Origin of the sequence: Thorsellia kenyensis (genome assembly GCF_042432445.1) — a bacterium.
GTDB lineage: Bacteria > Pseudomonadota > Gammaproteobacteria > Enterobacterales > Thorselliaceae > Thorsellia > Thorsellia kenyensis.
In genome coordinates, this window is sequence record NZ_JBHLXE010000024.1 from 25,017 (window position 1) to 39,368 (window position 14,352).

Here is a 14,352-nt window from a genome sequence, read left to right on the forward strand (position 1 = left end):
ATGAATAAAGCGCCTTATCCTCTTTAATTTTTATCCAAACCCAACAAAAAATTCTACCACATAAAAATTAAAATATTTCCAATTTAATATAATCATCGTTAATTTTATTTATATGCATAACGGGAATAAATAAAAATGTTTTTAGATCGCATAAGATCTACTCAATAGGCATCGGAATATATCTGTGCATGCAACTTAAAATAACGGAGTGGTAAGAAAAAAGATTTGTCTAGATATACCGTCTGTTTTTTTTAATGCCATATCTTACCTAACATCATCCTCCAATAATTCCTTTTAAGAAAAACAGCCCTAAACAATATTAATCTTTTAAAACATAATTGCATGCTAAACAACAAAAGTCGTTATTTAATTCACATTTTTGAAACTGTCAATTTACGTCAATTACTTTCCATGCTATTTTAAAGGAGCGTAAATTTAACAACTAACAGATAATTTTAGGGATGCCTATGAATATAATTAAAGATTGGAGAGTATACTCCTTAGGTCTATTTACTGTGGCTACAGCAGAGTTTATTGGTACAGTTAAACTGGGAGTTATATTGCTCCTTCCTATGATTTTCGCTATGCTGATAGGTGGATTAATAAGTTTACCCAAATTCAAAATTTTGAATGAAAAACAAATGAAGCAAGCAAGCATTGCAATGTCAGTGGTACTTATGCTACTTGTGGCAAGATTTAGTCTTGCGATTGGCCCCCAACTTAATATTATTAAACAAGCCTCTACAGCCTTATTAGTTCAAGAATTAGGCCATTTTGCAGGCACCATTTTACTTGGTTTGCCCTTAGCTGTCGCTCTTGGTATGGGTAGAGAAGCCATTGGAGCCACATACAGTATTGGTCGTGAAAATAATATTGCTATAATTGATAATAAGTACTCCTTGGATAGCCCAGAAGGCAGAGGAGTCATGGCGATGTATATAATTGGTACTTTGTTTGGTGCTATTATTGTGTCTATTATTGCCAGTTTATTTGCTAAATTAGATATCCTCAATCCTCTAGCGCTTGCTATGGGGGCTGGTGTAGGTAGTGGAAGCATGATGACCGCAGCTACCGGTTCAATCCTTGAATTTTATCCTGAGTTAAAAGAAGAAATCACTGCAATTGCATTAACTGCAAACACGCTTTCTAGCCTTCTTGGTATGTATATCTATATCTGGATATCTCTGCCTTTAGCTGAAAAATTATATGGTGTTTTTAAAAAGCTATTCAGACGCCAGAACAGTGCAACGAGTTTTGAATCTACCGCTACAGGAGACTAAAATGAACATAAAAGCCAAAAGTCAACAAATCACTGAAATGTTATTGTTAATTTTTTTAATGGCTGGGATTATACTCGTAGGCAATTTGATTGGTTATTCTAAACCCATCATTCCTTCGATAATAGCTATGCTAATAATTGCTTTAATTGCCGGTGTAGGATACTTAATCGGTTTATTACCTTATTTTAAGTTATTGCCGAATATCGTCTGGATATCTTTTTTAGGGATATACCTTTCATCACCTTTTTTTCCTTGGCAACAAACGATATTGTTTTATGCCAATAACATCAGCTTTGCTTCTGTAAGTACACCAGTTCTTGCTTTTGCAGGACTTGCTGTTGGTAAGGACTTAGGGCTATTTAAGCAATTATCTTGGAAAATCATACCTGTGGCGGTTGCTGTATTTAGTGGTACATTTATATTTTCCGCAATATTAGCTCACTTTACTTTAAATTGGTAAACCTTACATTCAGTATATTTTTTCAATATTTACTTTAAACGTACCTTGCCATGCAGTGGTTTTATCGCAATTTTTTTATCTATACATTAAAGGAATACTAATGACTAATACAATTAAAATGATGATCAAGGAAGTACAAGAAGATGTGGTGAAATGGAGACGACACATCCATGCTAATCCGGAGCTTTCATTTCAAGAGTTTGAAACAGCCAAATTTATTTTTAATGAATTATCCCAATTTAGTAATTTAGAGTTAACCCAATTAACACCTAATAGTGTAATAGCACGATTAAAAGGTAATAAACCAGGAAAAACAGTTGCGCTTAGAGCGGATATTGATGCACTGCCTTTACAAGAAGAAAGTGGAGTCTCATTCTGCTCCAAAAAAGAAAATGTGATGCATGCTTGTGGCCATGATGTTCACACTGCTATGCTTATGGGGGCTGCTAAGGTTTTATCTCAATTACAAGACTCAATTTCAGGTGAAGTACTATTTATTTTCCAGCATGCAGAAGAAGTTCCTCCTGGTGGCGCTCAAGAATTGATTCAAAAAGGGGTATTAGATGGCGTAGATATGATCTATGGCCTTCATGTATGGCCTGGTGCCCCTACAGGTTCAATTTTTATAAAACCTGGTGTGTTCTGTGCATCTACCGATAATTTCGATATAAAAATTCAAGGCAAGGGGGGGCATGGTTCAATGCCTCAAAATAGCATAGATTCTGTAGTTATCGCAGCAAATCTAGTAACTTCAATGCAATCTATCATATCCAGACGTATCGATCCTACCTTTGCCCCAGTTTTAACAGTCGCTAAACTACAGGCAGGAAATAGCTACAATGTCATTCCTGATTCAGCTGAACTAGCAGGTACATTAAGAACACACAATAAATCCATAAGAGAAGAAGTTCCAAAATTACTAGAACAAACGGTCAATGGTATTTGTAGTGCCTATGGCGCAACGGCTAAAATTGAGTGGACCCCTGGATATACCGTAGGTATAAATGATCCTAAGGCATGTTCTATTGCAAAGGAAATGCTAGAGAACAATTTTAAAGAATATACAGTTCAATCCTTTGAGCACCCTATGTTTGGAGGAGAAGATTTTTCAGCTTATTTAGAAAAAGTTTCTGGCGCATTTTTAATGATAGGAGTACATAGCCAGGATAAATTAGGTGATGCGTTTAATGTTCACCACCCTAAATTCAAGATTGATGAAGATGCAATGCAAGTGGGAGTGTCTTTTCATGTAGGAATCATTAATCATTTATTAATGAACAAATAGATTTCTTTAATTTTCTACTATTAGTCCCTTTGGGATTTCTCTTTATTTGCCAAGAGTTGTAAATAGAGAGAAATCTAACCAGATCTCTTTATGCTATTTAATATGCCTCTTCTATTCTTATGCTATTGTGCTATTGTGCTATTGTGCTATTGTGCTATTGTGCTATTGTGCTTTCAATTTAATAACAATCCAATCATATTGGACATATTTACATCTTTTAACACCATAAATTATAAATATTTCTTAGGTTAAGAACGATTTTTTTAATATCTTTATATATTAGCTCATAAGGTTTGCCTAACAGTCGCATAATATGCCTATGCTCTTCACCAACACGCTTTAGTGTAAGCAGTTTTTGTCCTCTATAAAACTTTTAATCCTTCAATGCAAAAGTCTCTCTCGTTTGATCCTCCACGCGATCACTCGGTTTTATTAGCAAGAGATTTTTCACTACTACGGCTTCATCTGCCACCTTACACTCAATCTATTCTTGATTTTCGTCTTGAGATAAATTGTCCACTAAAAAAAGGATTCAGTGCCAGGTTTCTCCTGTTATTGTGCTGACGCCCTGTGTATGGCTCCATCCTCAAGCATATAATAGTTCTGACTAAGTATATGGCTTTGCGCTATTTTGCACGCTTACCCATCTATCATAGGCCCCCGGTTCACTATCGTTATGTACCATATACTTAGTATGACTTCCTTTAGCCCCAACCGCTTGAAAGTGTAGCCCTCGCATAGAAGCGCCTACTTTTGGTGTCACTCGGATTAACTTCCCCTTAGTCAGGGTGTTCCCACTTTCTTTCAAGTGAACGGGTTTGCTAGCTTTACTGAGTAAACAAAAAATCATCATTCACAAACAATTTTGGCCCCTACATGCAGAATAACTGCATTTTGCTATGAATTTACACTACTTTTTCATGTGATGATAATTTTTACACTTATACAAAGCTCTCTAATTAATAATTAATGTATTAACCGAACTTTTACAGACCTGACTGAATTTATGCTGAAGTTTTGAATTTGCACTTTGATAGGCTGTTAATTTCAGATCCATAGAGGTCTGTATGAGCCTCGAACCTTTCAACGTCAGGCATCCTCACCGAGCTCGAGTAATCTCAGTTCAATTTGTTTTTTAAGAAAGTCTTTAAGCTCTTGTGACTCATAAAAATCCGCAAATTGATAGATGACTATATTAGTTGATGCCATATCCCCTGTTTTATGTACAGGTTGATAAAAATGTCCCGTCTTCATTTGAATATAGTCCTCTAGCACATTAGTAGTTTTACCGTTCCCACCAAAACCTAAACCAGCATCAATATCAATAAAGCCTCTTGTAATATCTTTGAGTGGCAGTTGATTAAAATCCACCCCCATTTTTTCATAATTATTTTTAATACAAAGAGCAAGTGAATAAATTTTATATTCATTTATCATCTCATCAAAAGTCATTTTTTGATCATAATCAGCACTGATAGACAATGAATAAAACCCAAAGAACAAAATAATAAGTATTTTTTTCATTATTTTAACTCCCAAAAATAAATTGCGTGTGTATTTTCGCCGATATAGTAATGATCTCCTATCACGCGCTTACCCGTCCTTAATGTTGCATGCCTACTATTACCACCAAATTGACTAGGGAATTTAGGAATCATGATATACCCCCCTTTTTTGCCGTTTAACTCGTTTTTTACCTGATCTTCAGTAACAGGAAATTTTATCAATATGTCAGGTTGCCCCCAAGATTTAACTAAATAATTTTTCAACTTAGCCGCTCCTGATTCAATAAAACGACCATAGTATTCATGCGTTTTTTCTGAAATCATTATCCGATTAGTAACATTTTTCATCCCACCTGAAAGTAATGCTAGAGATACACGAGTAGCACATGCATTTGTAAAATCGTCAGTGTTATATCCACTGCCAAAAATTCTTGTAAAGACTCTAGTTGAAGGCAAGTCATCTTCAAAATCAATTCCACCCGCTGTTTTCGGATACCTCGCATAGACACTACTCCAACGAGGTCTTCTTACATTCAAATTTGATGTTACATTACCAGATCGTACAGTGACGCTAACCATTACTCCCGCTCCTCAAACAATTTAATCGTTTCATCTTGAAATATATTCCTAATAACTACAATGCCATCTATTCCAACTTGCTCTTGATAAGACCTAATTATGCCATCGTCTATTTCAAGTTAAATTTCAATCATTTCACCTAGTTGATAATTCTTCGTTTTGCATGTAGATTTAAATCTGAATAATGCCGTGAGTTTCCTCTAACAGGTATTTGATCTTCACCATATGTCCAATACAATGGTATCACTCTCTTAACGTTTATTTGTTCCAAATTTGAAGGTAGCTCAGGTACAGGTATCTGCAAACTATCCTTAGGCAATACTTGAACTGAATGACTTTTAAGCAACATATCATTCGGTGCCCCAATTTCAACATTGCCACCCGAAATCTTGATATAGGCACCTTAGCAGTTGAGTAAGAGTACTTTTTCTGCCGTAACTATTACCTGTCTTTCCGCACTATATTTTATAATTATTTCTTAGGTTAAAAATGGTCATTTTTTAACCTCTCTATATATTGACTCGTAGGGTTCTCCTAGCAGTCTAATTATATGTCTATGTTCTTCATCAATACCCTTGATATACACAGTTGTTTTGTCCACTATCAAACATTTAATCTTAGTGAATTTCAAAAACAACCATTTCAACGTTGGATTATCTGTTTGTTTCTTCATACTATTCGTGACGGTTTTCTTATTCTCTTTGAGTGTCGTTCTGATTTGATGCTCTAGACCAGCATAAATCATCAGTGCTGTGGTCATTAAAAATAATAACGCTTCTATGCGACTTGGTTTTTCAACAAAAAATGATGAGGTCATGAATGAAGGATCTTTTAAGAATCTAAACCCTCTCTCGACTCTCTGCTGGGATTTATATAAGCTTAATAATTCATGCATATCTGGCGTATTATTAATATCATTCGTACTTAAGATGAATATGCCTAATTTGAGCTTGGCTTCCTCTAGCTTTGCTTCACAAATCTCTAGATTCGCTGTAATCGTGTACTTATAACCGACGGGCTCAGCATCCTTTTTAGGTGCTCCGCGACCTGAATATTGAGCGATTGAATTGATTTGGTAATCTTTGATTTCAGTGTATTTTAACTCACGTTTGAACTCTTCTAAGCGAGACAAGGCATCGTGCTCACATGAGAAGTTTGTCTTCATGAGGCTACTAAGTTGTTTCTCCTCACGCAACTTGCCTTTTGCAACATCTTTATCAAAAGTCTTGAGTGCACGTTCTCGTCCAGCTTGAGAGCGGATGACGAGCCACTTTTGCGGAACATCTGCATAATTGCTGTCTGTGTAATATCCTTCATATCCATCACAAATAGGCATAAAAGCGGCTAAGTCTGGTCGGTTACTGACCGCTTTGGCATCATTTGAAACTGACGAGACTCGTGTAATAAAGTATCGATTTTTCTCATGCAAAGACTGGATAGTCGCTTTAGTGTAAAGGGCTGAATCAGCGATTAAATATTGACTATTCTCAGCAGCTTTTAATAAATCTAACTGAGATGTAATGATATCTTGGAAAGTCGATTTATCTTCAGCATTACCAATGAGTGCTTCCAAATAGATTGGGATCCCAGCTTGATTTTCGGTGATTAATGCAAGAATTATTTGGTTGAGCTCAGGCCTATGATCTCGACTATATCCTTGGACAATACGAATGAATTTATCAGTATCACCAGACGTGTTGTCATTGTAAGCAGTCCCATCGACATGGAAGCTAGTTAAGTCGAGATTTATCGCTTTAGGGGTAATTTTTAGGGTATTAAGCGTTTTAATTGCAAGTTCACTGTAGAGTGAAGAGACACCATAATCAAATACGGCATCTAAGGTTCGGCCAAGCACATCATCGTTCAGATGCTCACTATAGATCCCAGGCGCAATCAGTAAATCAATAGGTTTATCAGAAAAGTATTCGGGGACTAAGTAGAGAGATTGAGAATGAAATCCTAGCGAATTAAGCAACATCGCTGCAACTGCTTGACCATGACTGACATGACATAGCTTAGTTTTAGGAATGACGCGATCAATATAGTCAACTAACCCAACTTGTTTAATAAAACCAGCAACCAATCCAAGATGCCCATAATCATATACGTCAACATTATCAAAGTTCATAATCACCATCCAAAAAGTCATAATCGAACATTTTTATCAAAAATATCAATAACTTAAACCAAAATAGTGACAAATATCACAAAAATACTTTTTAATTAATCATTTTTTGAACAGCGGAATGTGGGATAAAAATATCAAACAACACTTAAATCAATTTTTGAAAAGGTTGATGCAAAATCTCATTATATATTACATCTATATTGTTGTATCTATCATTTGTTTTCTAATTAAAATATGAAAATCAACCTTTTTTACTAAAAAATAAGCTTGACTAATTTAGTTATTCACATTTTTTTATTTTCTTCTTAACTAGACCTAAGGAACATATTTTATAAAGTACACAAATTCAACACACCTAGAAAATAAATTAACCTTTTGATTTAAAACGTTTTTAACAAATTTCATTTGATAGGCGATAAAACAGACTACTACGTATAATGCTTAAAGACATTAGGCTTTAGCCTGTTATCAAAAACTAACTCACAGAGTTATCCACAGGTTTTGTGGATTAATTTAGTTTAGTCTAAAGTGACTAGAAATCTATTTAAATCCTCTAGAATTAGTTACTTTCCCACTAGCAATGAGCCCTTAAATAATCAATTCAATATAATGCTCATAAAACAACCATTATTTTAATGCGTTGCTATATGGGCTTTTACAATGCTTATCACAAAGATATTCCCAGAGTTATCCACATTTAATGTGAATTAAATATGAAGCACCATATCTTTTCATCAATAATGACAACTTCCTTTGAAGGATAATTCACATATTGTAAAAAGCATCTTTTAAAACTATTCAATTTTGAGTTAAAAATGGGGGTATTACACTATCTTTTTTTAGATTATCTAATGTTTATCAATAAGTAATTAACAGAGTTATCCACAACTTATATCTATTCAATAAGATAGTCAGTATTTTTTATGTTATTGCATTAAATAAAAAAACTAAACGATGCTATTTTGACGTATTTGAACTAGGTACTCACTATAATGAAATTAATTCTAGTTACAGGAAAAAAATTATTATAATTTCTATTGATTGGGCTAGTAGTAATACTGAAATCTGCCTCTTGATTTCAATTTAGTATAAATAAATTTTATTTGTAAGCAAAATCCTCCTATTGTTATTCACAATTCAAGCGTGTGTATAAAATGAAAAATCTAAGGGTTAGAAATGAAAATTACAATTCGATAAAAAAAACTATTTTATTGAAAAATAACAAGATAATTCATGTCAATTTTTTTAGTTTATAAAACAATCACACAGCCCCTCCCCTTATTTTTCCATGTTGTCCTATGCTTATCAAAAAGTAATTAACAGAGTTACCCACAACCCATGTGGATTAAATACAGTGTACTTGATTTTCAAATTGTATCTATATTGAAAAGAATAAATAATACTCTTTACCAAAAAGAAATTGCCATTTATTTTTCAATCTAAGTACCTAAAAATGTGTTCTGGTAGTGGTACAACTATTTATTTTGAATTAGATCCAGATAAAGAGAGAGAAAATCACTATTGGTCGTTCGCTAATGATTAGCAAGAGACTTGAGCCTTATTGAGCACAGGGTTCTTCGATATTAGTTAATGTAAACAAATTAATATGAGGAATTTTATCGTATTAAAACTAGAAATTGTATTCACCTAATGGTTGTAGTATATGAGAATGAAATAGCAGGAAAGAATCAAATGCGTGATTGTGATCAAGATAATGAATATTAACTTTATACAAAGCCAATAGATATCGAGCCTGGAAAGAATTGTGTTTTTATTATAAAGGAAAATGATTAAATCGCTGTAATGCGAGGTTTAGATTCATAGCCTTCTTAATTCGAAAATCGATAAGTAAAGAGTATCTCATAATTAATTCCACTGTAAAGCTCTTTAATTAAGGGTAGGAGCTAAATTTGTATGTCTTGAGGAGGCATGTTGAACTATTTTTAAATAAAGTCATACTGTAATTTTAAAAGATGATATTCGGTAGGGAGAAATCAACATAATTTAATTTGGAAATCATATTAACTTTAATGCTTGAGCGATAGGTTGCATTTCAAATAACACTAATGAATCGTGTTATTATTTTCACACAGGAAGTTGCAAAATGTAGCTCAAATGGGTTCTAGATTTTATTGGGTTTGTATTTAAAGAAGATTTATGAGGTATAAATATACTAGAACTAATATATAACAATCTAACTGAAAAACTCTTGATAACTATGAATTTCTATCAATATCACCTCTTTTTGATCTGTCGATAAAGTCGATAAAAAGAGGTGAAAGAGATTAAATTTATCCCAATATTTCTGTTTATTTTTGAAACTTTTTCATTACTAATGTAGCATTAGTACCACCAAAACCAAAGCTATTTGACATCACAGTGTGAAGTTCTTTGGGTGTGTACTCAGTCACAATAGGATAAGGTTTAGCTAATTCATCCATATCCTCTATATTGATGCTTGGTGCAATAAAATTATGTTCCATCATCAGTAGGCTATATATAGCCTCTTGTGCACCTGTCCCGCCTAAAGAATGCCCTGTCATCGATTTAGTTGATGAAATAGGTGGAATACTATCACCAAACACAGTTTTAATTGCATCTAACTCCACAATATCACCCGCTGGAGTTGACGTTCCATGAGTGTTTATATAATCAATAGGTGTATCCACATTCTTCATAGCCAGTTGCATAGAACGAACGGCTCCTTCACCAGAAGGAGAAACCATTTCTGCACCATCAGAGGTAGCACCATATCCAACTACTTCAGCGTAAATTTTTGCGCCACGAGCCAAGGCATGTTCTAGTTCTTCAATAATCAAAATCGCACTACCTGCTGCAATAACAAATCCATCTCGATCATTATCATATGCTCTTGAAGCTACGGCAGGGTTATCATTATATTTCGTTGACATCGCCCCCATACCATCAAATTCGCAAGCCATCTCCCAGCAAAGTTCTTCCGCGCCACCAGCAATAACAATGTCTTGTTTTCCAAATTGAATTTGTTCAACCGCATTACCGATACAGTGAGCAGATGTGGTACAAGCAGAAGAAACAGAATAGTTAACCCCTTTTATTTTAAAAGGAGTCGCTAAACACGCAGATACTCCAGAGGACATTGCTTTAGTTACAGCATAAGGTCCGACGCCTTTAACACCACGACGTTTCATTCCATCCGCTGCTTCAACGATACTTCGTGCAGAACCACCACCTGAACCGACAATCAAACCAGTTCGTTCATTGGAAACTTGATCAGGAGTTAATCCTGCATCTTTTATTGCTTCTTCCATAGCTATATGAGCATATACCGCAGCATCACTCATAAAACGTCTTACTTTTCTATCGATTAAGCCTGTAGTATCAAGTTTGATATTACCCCACACTTGGCTGCGCATACCAATTTCTTTGAATTCTTCAGAGAATGTGATACCTGATTTACCTGCTTTTAAGGATGCTAGGACTTCTTGGCAATTATTACCGATGCTGGATAGAATACCTAACCCTGTTATTACAGCTCTTTTCATCTAGAAAACTCCAAAATTATAATCTTAATTAATTGTTCATGTAAAAGGCTTACACGTGTAAGCTCAATGCATACTCTAGCGCACAGTTGTACGCTGAACAAGTTAATTTTACTTTTTTTCACAAATTTCTTTGGTGTATTTAGCATATTTTATTTAATTACAAGCAATTAAATAAAATATGTTTTAAATAAAAAATATTAATTTTTAGCTTTTTTTAAGAAAATTTTGGATAAACAAGCCAATAGAAAATAAAAATGCACTCGAAACAACAACTGATGGCCCTGCTGGCGTATCTTTCATAGCAGATAAAAAAAGGCCTAATGTGATTGAAAGCATACTAAAGCCTATTGAAAAAAAGGCCATTTGAGTAGGGTTTTTGGCAAGTAGGCGAGCTGTTGAAGCAGGAATAATGAGTAAAGAAGTAATTAACAATGCCCCAACAAATTTCATAGCCAAACCAATTACAACAGCGGTTAATAAAATAAGTAATAGCTTGGCTCGGCCAGTTTTATACCCTTCAACATGCGCAATATCATTATCAATAGTGGCCGCAATTAAAGTCTTCCATTGGGTAAAAAGAAGTAAACACCCGAGTGAGACTCCTATCATTACAATCGGTAAATCGTCCCAGACGACCGCCAATAAATCACCGAATAAATAATTCATCAAATCAATTCGAACATTCGGCATCAAACTCACAATCACTAAGCCTAAAGATAAGGCACTATGAGCAAATATACCTAGCAAAGTATCAATAGACAGTAAAGGACTGATTTGAAGTCTATATAAAAGAATAGCAATAAAAAGAGTTGAACCTAACACTGCATAAAATGGATTGATTTCTAAAAAAAGTCCAAAAGCCACACCTAACAAAGAGGCATGAGCTAGCGTATCACCAAAATAGGCCATTTTTCGCCAAACAACGAAACAGCCTAATGGACCGGTAAGAAAGGAGAGGATACAACCTGTTATCCATGCGGGCAACAAAATTTCTAGCATAATAATTTTTCTTTATTGGTTATATTAATTATGATTGTGATGAATATGCCCATCTAGCTCATGACAATGGTCGTGTGAATGCTTATAAACAGCTAAATGCTCAACGTCTTCTTTACCAAATAGAGCAAGATATTTTGGGTGATTCGTTACAATATCAGGTGAACCGCTACAACAAATGTGCTGATTTAAACATAAAACATAATCCGTTTGTGCCATAACCAAATGCAGATCGTGAGAGACTAATAAAATCCCACAATTCATTTCAAGGCGAATAGTTTTTAAGAGTTGGTATAATTCTTTTTGACCAGTAATGTCAACCCCTTGCATAGGTTCATCTAGAACCAATAGATCAGGTGAGTTTAAAAGTGCACGTACTAAAAGGACCCTTTGCAATTCCCCTCCAGAAAGCTTATGCACATCTTGCTTAATAACATAATGAATATTAAATTTTTCTAATAAAGAAGTTAACTTATCTTTTTGAAAGCCTGGAGATAACTTCAAAAAGTCGATCACCTGCATTGGAAGTGATTTATCAGGATGAATTTTTTGCGGTACAAACCCAATACGGATGTTTTTATTGATTTTTACTTTACCACTAGTTGGCTTTAAAAGTCCTAAAACGATTTTGACAAGGGTGGATTTTCCAGCACCATTAGGGCCAATTAACGTCAAAATCTTCTGTCTTTGTAGAGTCAAAGAGATATCTTTCAAAATTAATTTATCATGGCTTTGATAAGTCACATTTTCGATTTGTAATAAGTTTGTCATTATAAAAGCTCTAACAAGAAAATATTCCCTCCTTATTATGAAGGAGGGATGAAACTAATTTACTATTTTAAGCATGATATGTAATTATCTGCAAGAGAATTTAAAAATTCAAAATATGACCTCTTAGATAATTCGATATCTCCCCCGACCGGATCTAGTGAACCTACTTTGACTTTGGTATCTTGAATAACCGCATTAATAACGTTAGGACTAAATTGTGGCTCTTTAAATATACATACAATATTTTCTGCTTTAAGCTTACTTTTAATTTCACTTAACTGTTGAACACCTGGCATAATGGTTGGATTTATCGTAAATTCTCCTTCACGATGTAATCCAAATTTGTCCTCGTAATATCCATAAGCATCGTGAAATACGTAGTAAGGCTTCTCCTTTACATCATTAAGTTTTGAAGAAATTTGAGTGATGGTTTTATCCATGTTTGTTTTAAACTCATTTAAGTTACCCTCAATTTTTTCTCTCTTTTCTGGGTAAATTTTTACAAGCTCTGCTGCAATTTGTTCTGCGGCTATTGAACTTATCTCCGGAGACATCCATATGTGCCAATCTGTATAGTGATCATGAGCTATCTCTTCATTTGAATGATCTTCATGCTCATGTTCATGTTCATGTTCATGTTCATGTTCATGTTCATGTTCATGTTCATTATGAGCATATGCCGTATCTTTATCTTCTCTAGAAATAAGTGCATTGATTTGCTCAATTTCACTCAATTTTAATTGTTTTGACACATCTTTATTTTCCATAGGCTTGATTAAAAATGCTTCTAAGTCTTCATTCACCCAAATAACAAGCTCAGCTTCATTTAGCAATTTAATATCACTTGGCTTCATCGCATAATCATGCGGAGAACTTGAAGACGAAGCCAATACTTTATGTTCAACCACACCATCAGCTATTGCTTCTGTAATAAAACCTATCGGATGAATTGAAGAAACAACAGTTGACATTGCCGCGTTTGCAAATAACAAACCTGAACTCATAAGTAATGTTTTCGTAATCAAACTACATTTCAATTTATACATAATTTTGCCTTTTATTATACTCGTGTGGTTATCGAAGAATGGGAAAGATTCCCGCAAAGCAAAATGATATGTTATAACATTTTATTTTGCAACTATTAATTATTTTATCTCCTCACCTAGTCCAAAGAAATTTCTCACCAAAGTTAGGACTATTCCTTGTATATTTAATCCGATAAAATGCTAACTGCCATAAAGGCTGGACCAACCGTTTTGCCTCCGGAAATTCGAATTGATATTGAGCCAAAAGCTCTTGATACCTCTTTTCAGTCTCATTAATACATAACGCCTTAGCAAGATATTGTATGCCCTCTATATCTTTCACCTCTCTCGTAGATGAAGCGATAGTTCCAGACACAAAAGGATTACTAAGCAGCATCTTTGCATGCTGTGTTTTCATACTGCTCATAAAATATAAATCCAATATTGGATTTTCAAGAGGCGTCTTTTCCCAACGTTTATTGGATGTCACATAAAAACAATTTGCACTCCAAAGCGCGGTTTCTTTATCTTCGTTAGTCTTTGCTTGGCAAGTTATAGAAAGAATGAATTGTTTTTTTAAAAATTCATTAATCAGTTCTGTTGAATCAATTAATTGTGTCATTTATAGTTACTCTTTTTATTTAATTAAAATGAATATTTATTGAGTGTATTATTGTGAATAACGTAAAATTAAGCACAATTACTTAAATTTACAGGTATAATCATTAAATCAATTTAAAATTTATAGGTGAGCGAATAGCAACAAATAAAATCACATGCACAACCTATACATTTTATT

General features: G+C 34.1%; 12 protein-coding genes. 3 read left to right on the plus strand and 9 right to left on the minus strand.

From position 1 onward, the window contains the following. Nucleotides 1-467: 467 nt before the first annotated feature. The 3 genes from ACFFIT_RS02190 (at nt 468) to ACFFIT_RS02200 (ending at nt 3,025) form a co-directional block, all read left to right on the plus strand. A complete protein-coding gene (locus tag ACFFIT_RS02190) occupies nt 468-1,280 on the plus strand; it encodes a DUF3100 domain-containing protein (RefSeq protein WP_385875966.1) in 813 nt (270 codons plus the stop codon). A 1-nt stretch (nt 1,281) separates the two neighbouring features. Further along, entirely contained in the window at nt 1,282-1,740 is a 459-nt protein-coding gene (locus ACFFIT_RS02195) for a hypothetical protein (RefSeq protein WP_385875968.1), read from the plus strand. A gap of 100 nt (nt 1,741-1,840) precedes the next feature. Beyond that, nucleotides 1,841-3,025, plus strand: coding sequence for an amidohydrolase (locus tag ACFFIT_RS02200; protein WP_385875970.1), 1,185 nt, complete (start codon nt 1,841-1,843; stop codon nt 3,023-3,025). Between the two features lie 607 nt (nt 3,026-3,632). On the opposite strand, the gene ACFFIT_RS02205 is transcribed toward ACFFIT_RS02200, so the two are convergent. The 9 genes from ACFFIT_RS02205 to ACFFIT_RS02245 all read right to left on the minus strand — a co-directional run bounded on the left by ACFFIT_RS02205 (nt 3,633) and on the right by ACFFIT_RS02245 (nt 14,175). Continuing rightward, nucleotides 3,633-3,788, minus strand: a complete 156-nt coding sequence (locus ACFFIT_RS02205; RefSeq protein ID WP_385875972.1) for a hypothetical protein — start codon at nt 3,786-3,788, stop codon at nt 3,633-3,635. Nucleotides 3,789-4,114: 326 nt separating this feature from the next. Then, nucleotides 4,115-4,549: a hypothetical protein gene (locus ACFFIT_RS02210; protein ID WP_385875974.1), complete on the minus strand. Its 435-nt coding sequence runs from the start codon at nt 4,547-4,549 to the stop codon at nt 4,115-4,117. Next, complete coding sequence (locus ACFFIT_RS02215) at nt 4,549-5,109, minus strand: T6SS effector amidase Tae4 family protein (protein WP_385875975.1); 561 nt, start codon at nt 5,107-5,109, stop codon at nt 4,549-4,551. Before ACFFIT_RS02215 ends, ACFFIT_RS02210 begins: the two co-directional genes overlap by 1 nt. A gap of 493 nt (nt 5,110-5,602) precedes the next feature. Next, the gene (locus ACFFIT_RS02220) at nt 5,603-7,237 is read right to left on the minus strand and encodes an IS1634 family transposase (protein ID WP_385875977.1); all 1,635 of its coding nucleotides are present in this window, start codon (nt 7,235-7,237) and stop codon (nt 5,603-5,605) included. Nucleotides 7,238-9,546: 2,309 nt separating this feature from the next. After that, nucleotides 9,547-10,761, minus strand: coding sequence for a beta-ketoacyl-ACP synthase I (fabB, locus tag ACFFIT_RS02225; protein WP_385875979.1), 1,215 nt, complete (start codon nt 10,759-10,761; stop codon nt 9,547-9,549). Nucleotides 10,762-10,965: 204 nt separating this feature from the next. Continuing rightward, entirely contained in the window at nt 10,966-11,760 is a 795-nt protein-coding gene (gene znuB, locus ACFFIT_RS02230; protein ID WP_385875981.1) for a zinc ABC transporter permease subunit ZnuB, read from the minus strand. A 24-nt stretch (nt 11,761-11,784) separates the two neighbouring features. Further along, complete coding sequence (gene znuC, locus ACFFIT_RS02235) at nt 11,785-12,528, minus strand: zinc ABC transporter ATP-binding protein ZnuC (protein WP_385875982.1); 744 nt, start codon at nt 12,526-12,528, stop codon at nt 11,785-11,787. 62 nt (nt 12,529-12,590) lie between these two features. After that, complete coding sequence (gene znuA, locus ACFFIT_RS02240; RefSeq protein ID WP_385875984.1) at nt 12,591-13,574, minus strand: zinc ABC transporter substrate-binding protein ZnuA; 984 nt, start codon at nt 13,572-13,574, stop codon at nt 12,591-12,593. 112 nt (nt 13,575-13,686) lie between these two features. Further along, nucleotides 13,687-14,175, minus strand: coding sequence for a hypothetical protein (locus ACFFIT_RS02245; protein ID WP_385875985.1), 489 nt, complete (start codon nt 14,173-14,175; stop codon nt 13,687-13,689). Between the last annotated feature and the right edge of the window lie 177 nt (nt 14,176-14,352).

What these genes read in the sequence shown, in the direction of transcription:
- ACFFIT_RS02190 (WP_385875966.1), top strand. Translation starts at nt 468, where the DNA reads ATGAATATAATTAAAGATTGGAGAGTATACTCCTTAGGTCTATTTACT.
- ACFFIT_RS02195 (WP_385875968.1), top strand. Translation starts at nt 1,282, where the DNA reads ATGAACATAAAAGCCAAAAGTCAACAAATCACTGAAATGTTATTGTTA.
- ACFFIT_RS02200 (WP_385875970.1), top strand. Translation starts at nt 1,841, where the DNA reads ATGACTAATACAATTAAAATGATGATCAAGGAAGTACAAGAAGATGTG.
- ACFFIT_RS02210 (WP_385875974.1), bottom strand. Translation starts at nt 4,549, where the DNA reads ATGAAAAAAATACTTATTATTTTGTTCTTTGGGTTTTATTCATTGTCT.
- ACFFIT_RS02215 (WP_385875975.1), bottom strand. Translation starts at nt 5,109, where the DNA reads ATGGTTAGCGTCACTGTACGATCTGGTAATGTAACATCAAATTTGAAT.
- ACFFIT_RS02220 (WP_385875977.1), bottom strand. Translation starts at nt 7,237, where the DNA reads ATGAACTTTGATAATGTTGACGTATATGATTATGGGCATCTTGGATTG.
- fabB (WP_385875979.1), bottom strand. Translation starts at nt 10,761, where the DNA reads ATGAAAAGAGCTGTAATAACAGGGTTAGGTATTCTATCCAGCATCGGT.
- znuB (WP_385875981.1), bottom strand. Translation starts at nt 11,760, where the DNA reads ATGCTAGAAATTTTGTTGCCCGCATGGATAACAGGTTGTATCCTCTCC.
- znuC (WP_385875982.1), bottom strand. Translation starts at nt 12,528, where the DNA reads ATGACAAACTTATTACAAATCGAAAATGTGACTTATCAAAGCCATGAT.
- znuA (WP_385875984.1), bottom strand. Translation starts at nt 13,574, where the DNA reads ATGTATAAATTGAAATGTAGTTTGATTACGAAAACATTACTTATGAGT.
- ACFFIT_RS02245 (WP_385875985.1), bottom strand. Translation starts at nt 14,175, where the DNA reads ATGACACAATTAATTGATTCAACAGAACTGATTAATGAATTTTTAAAA.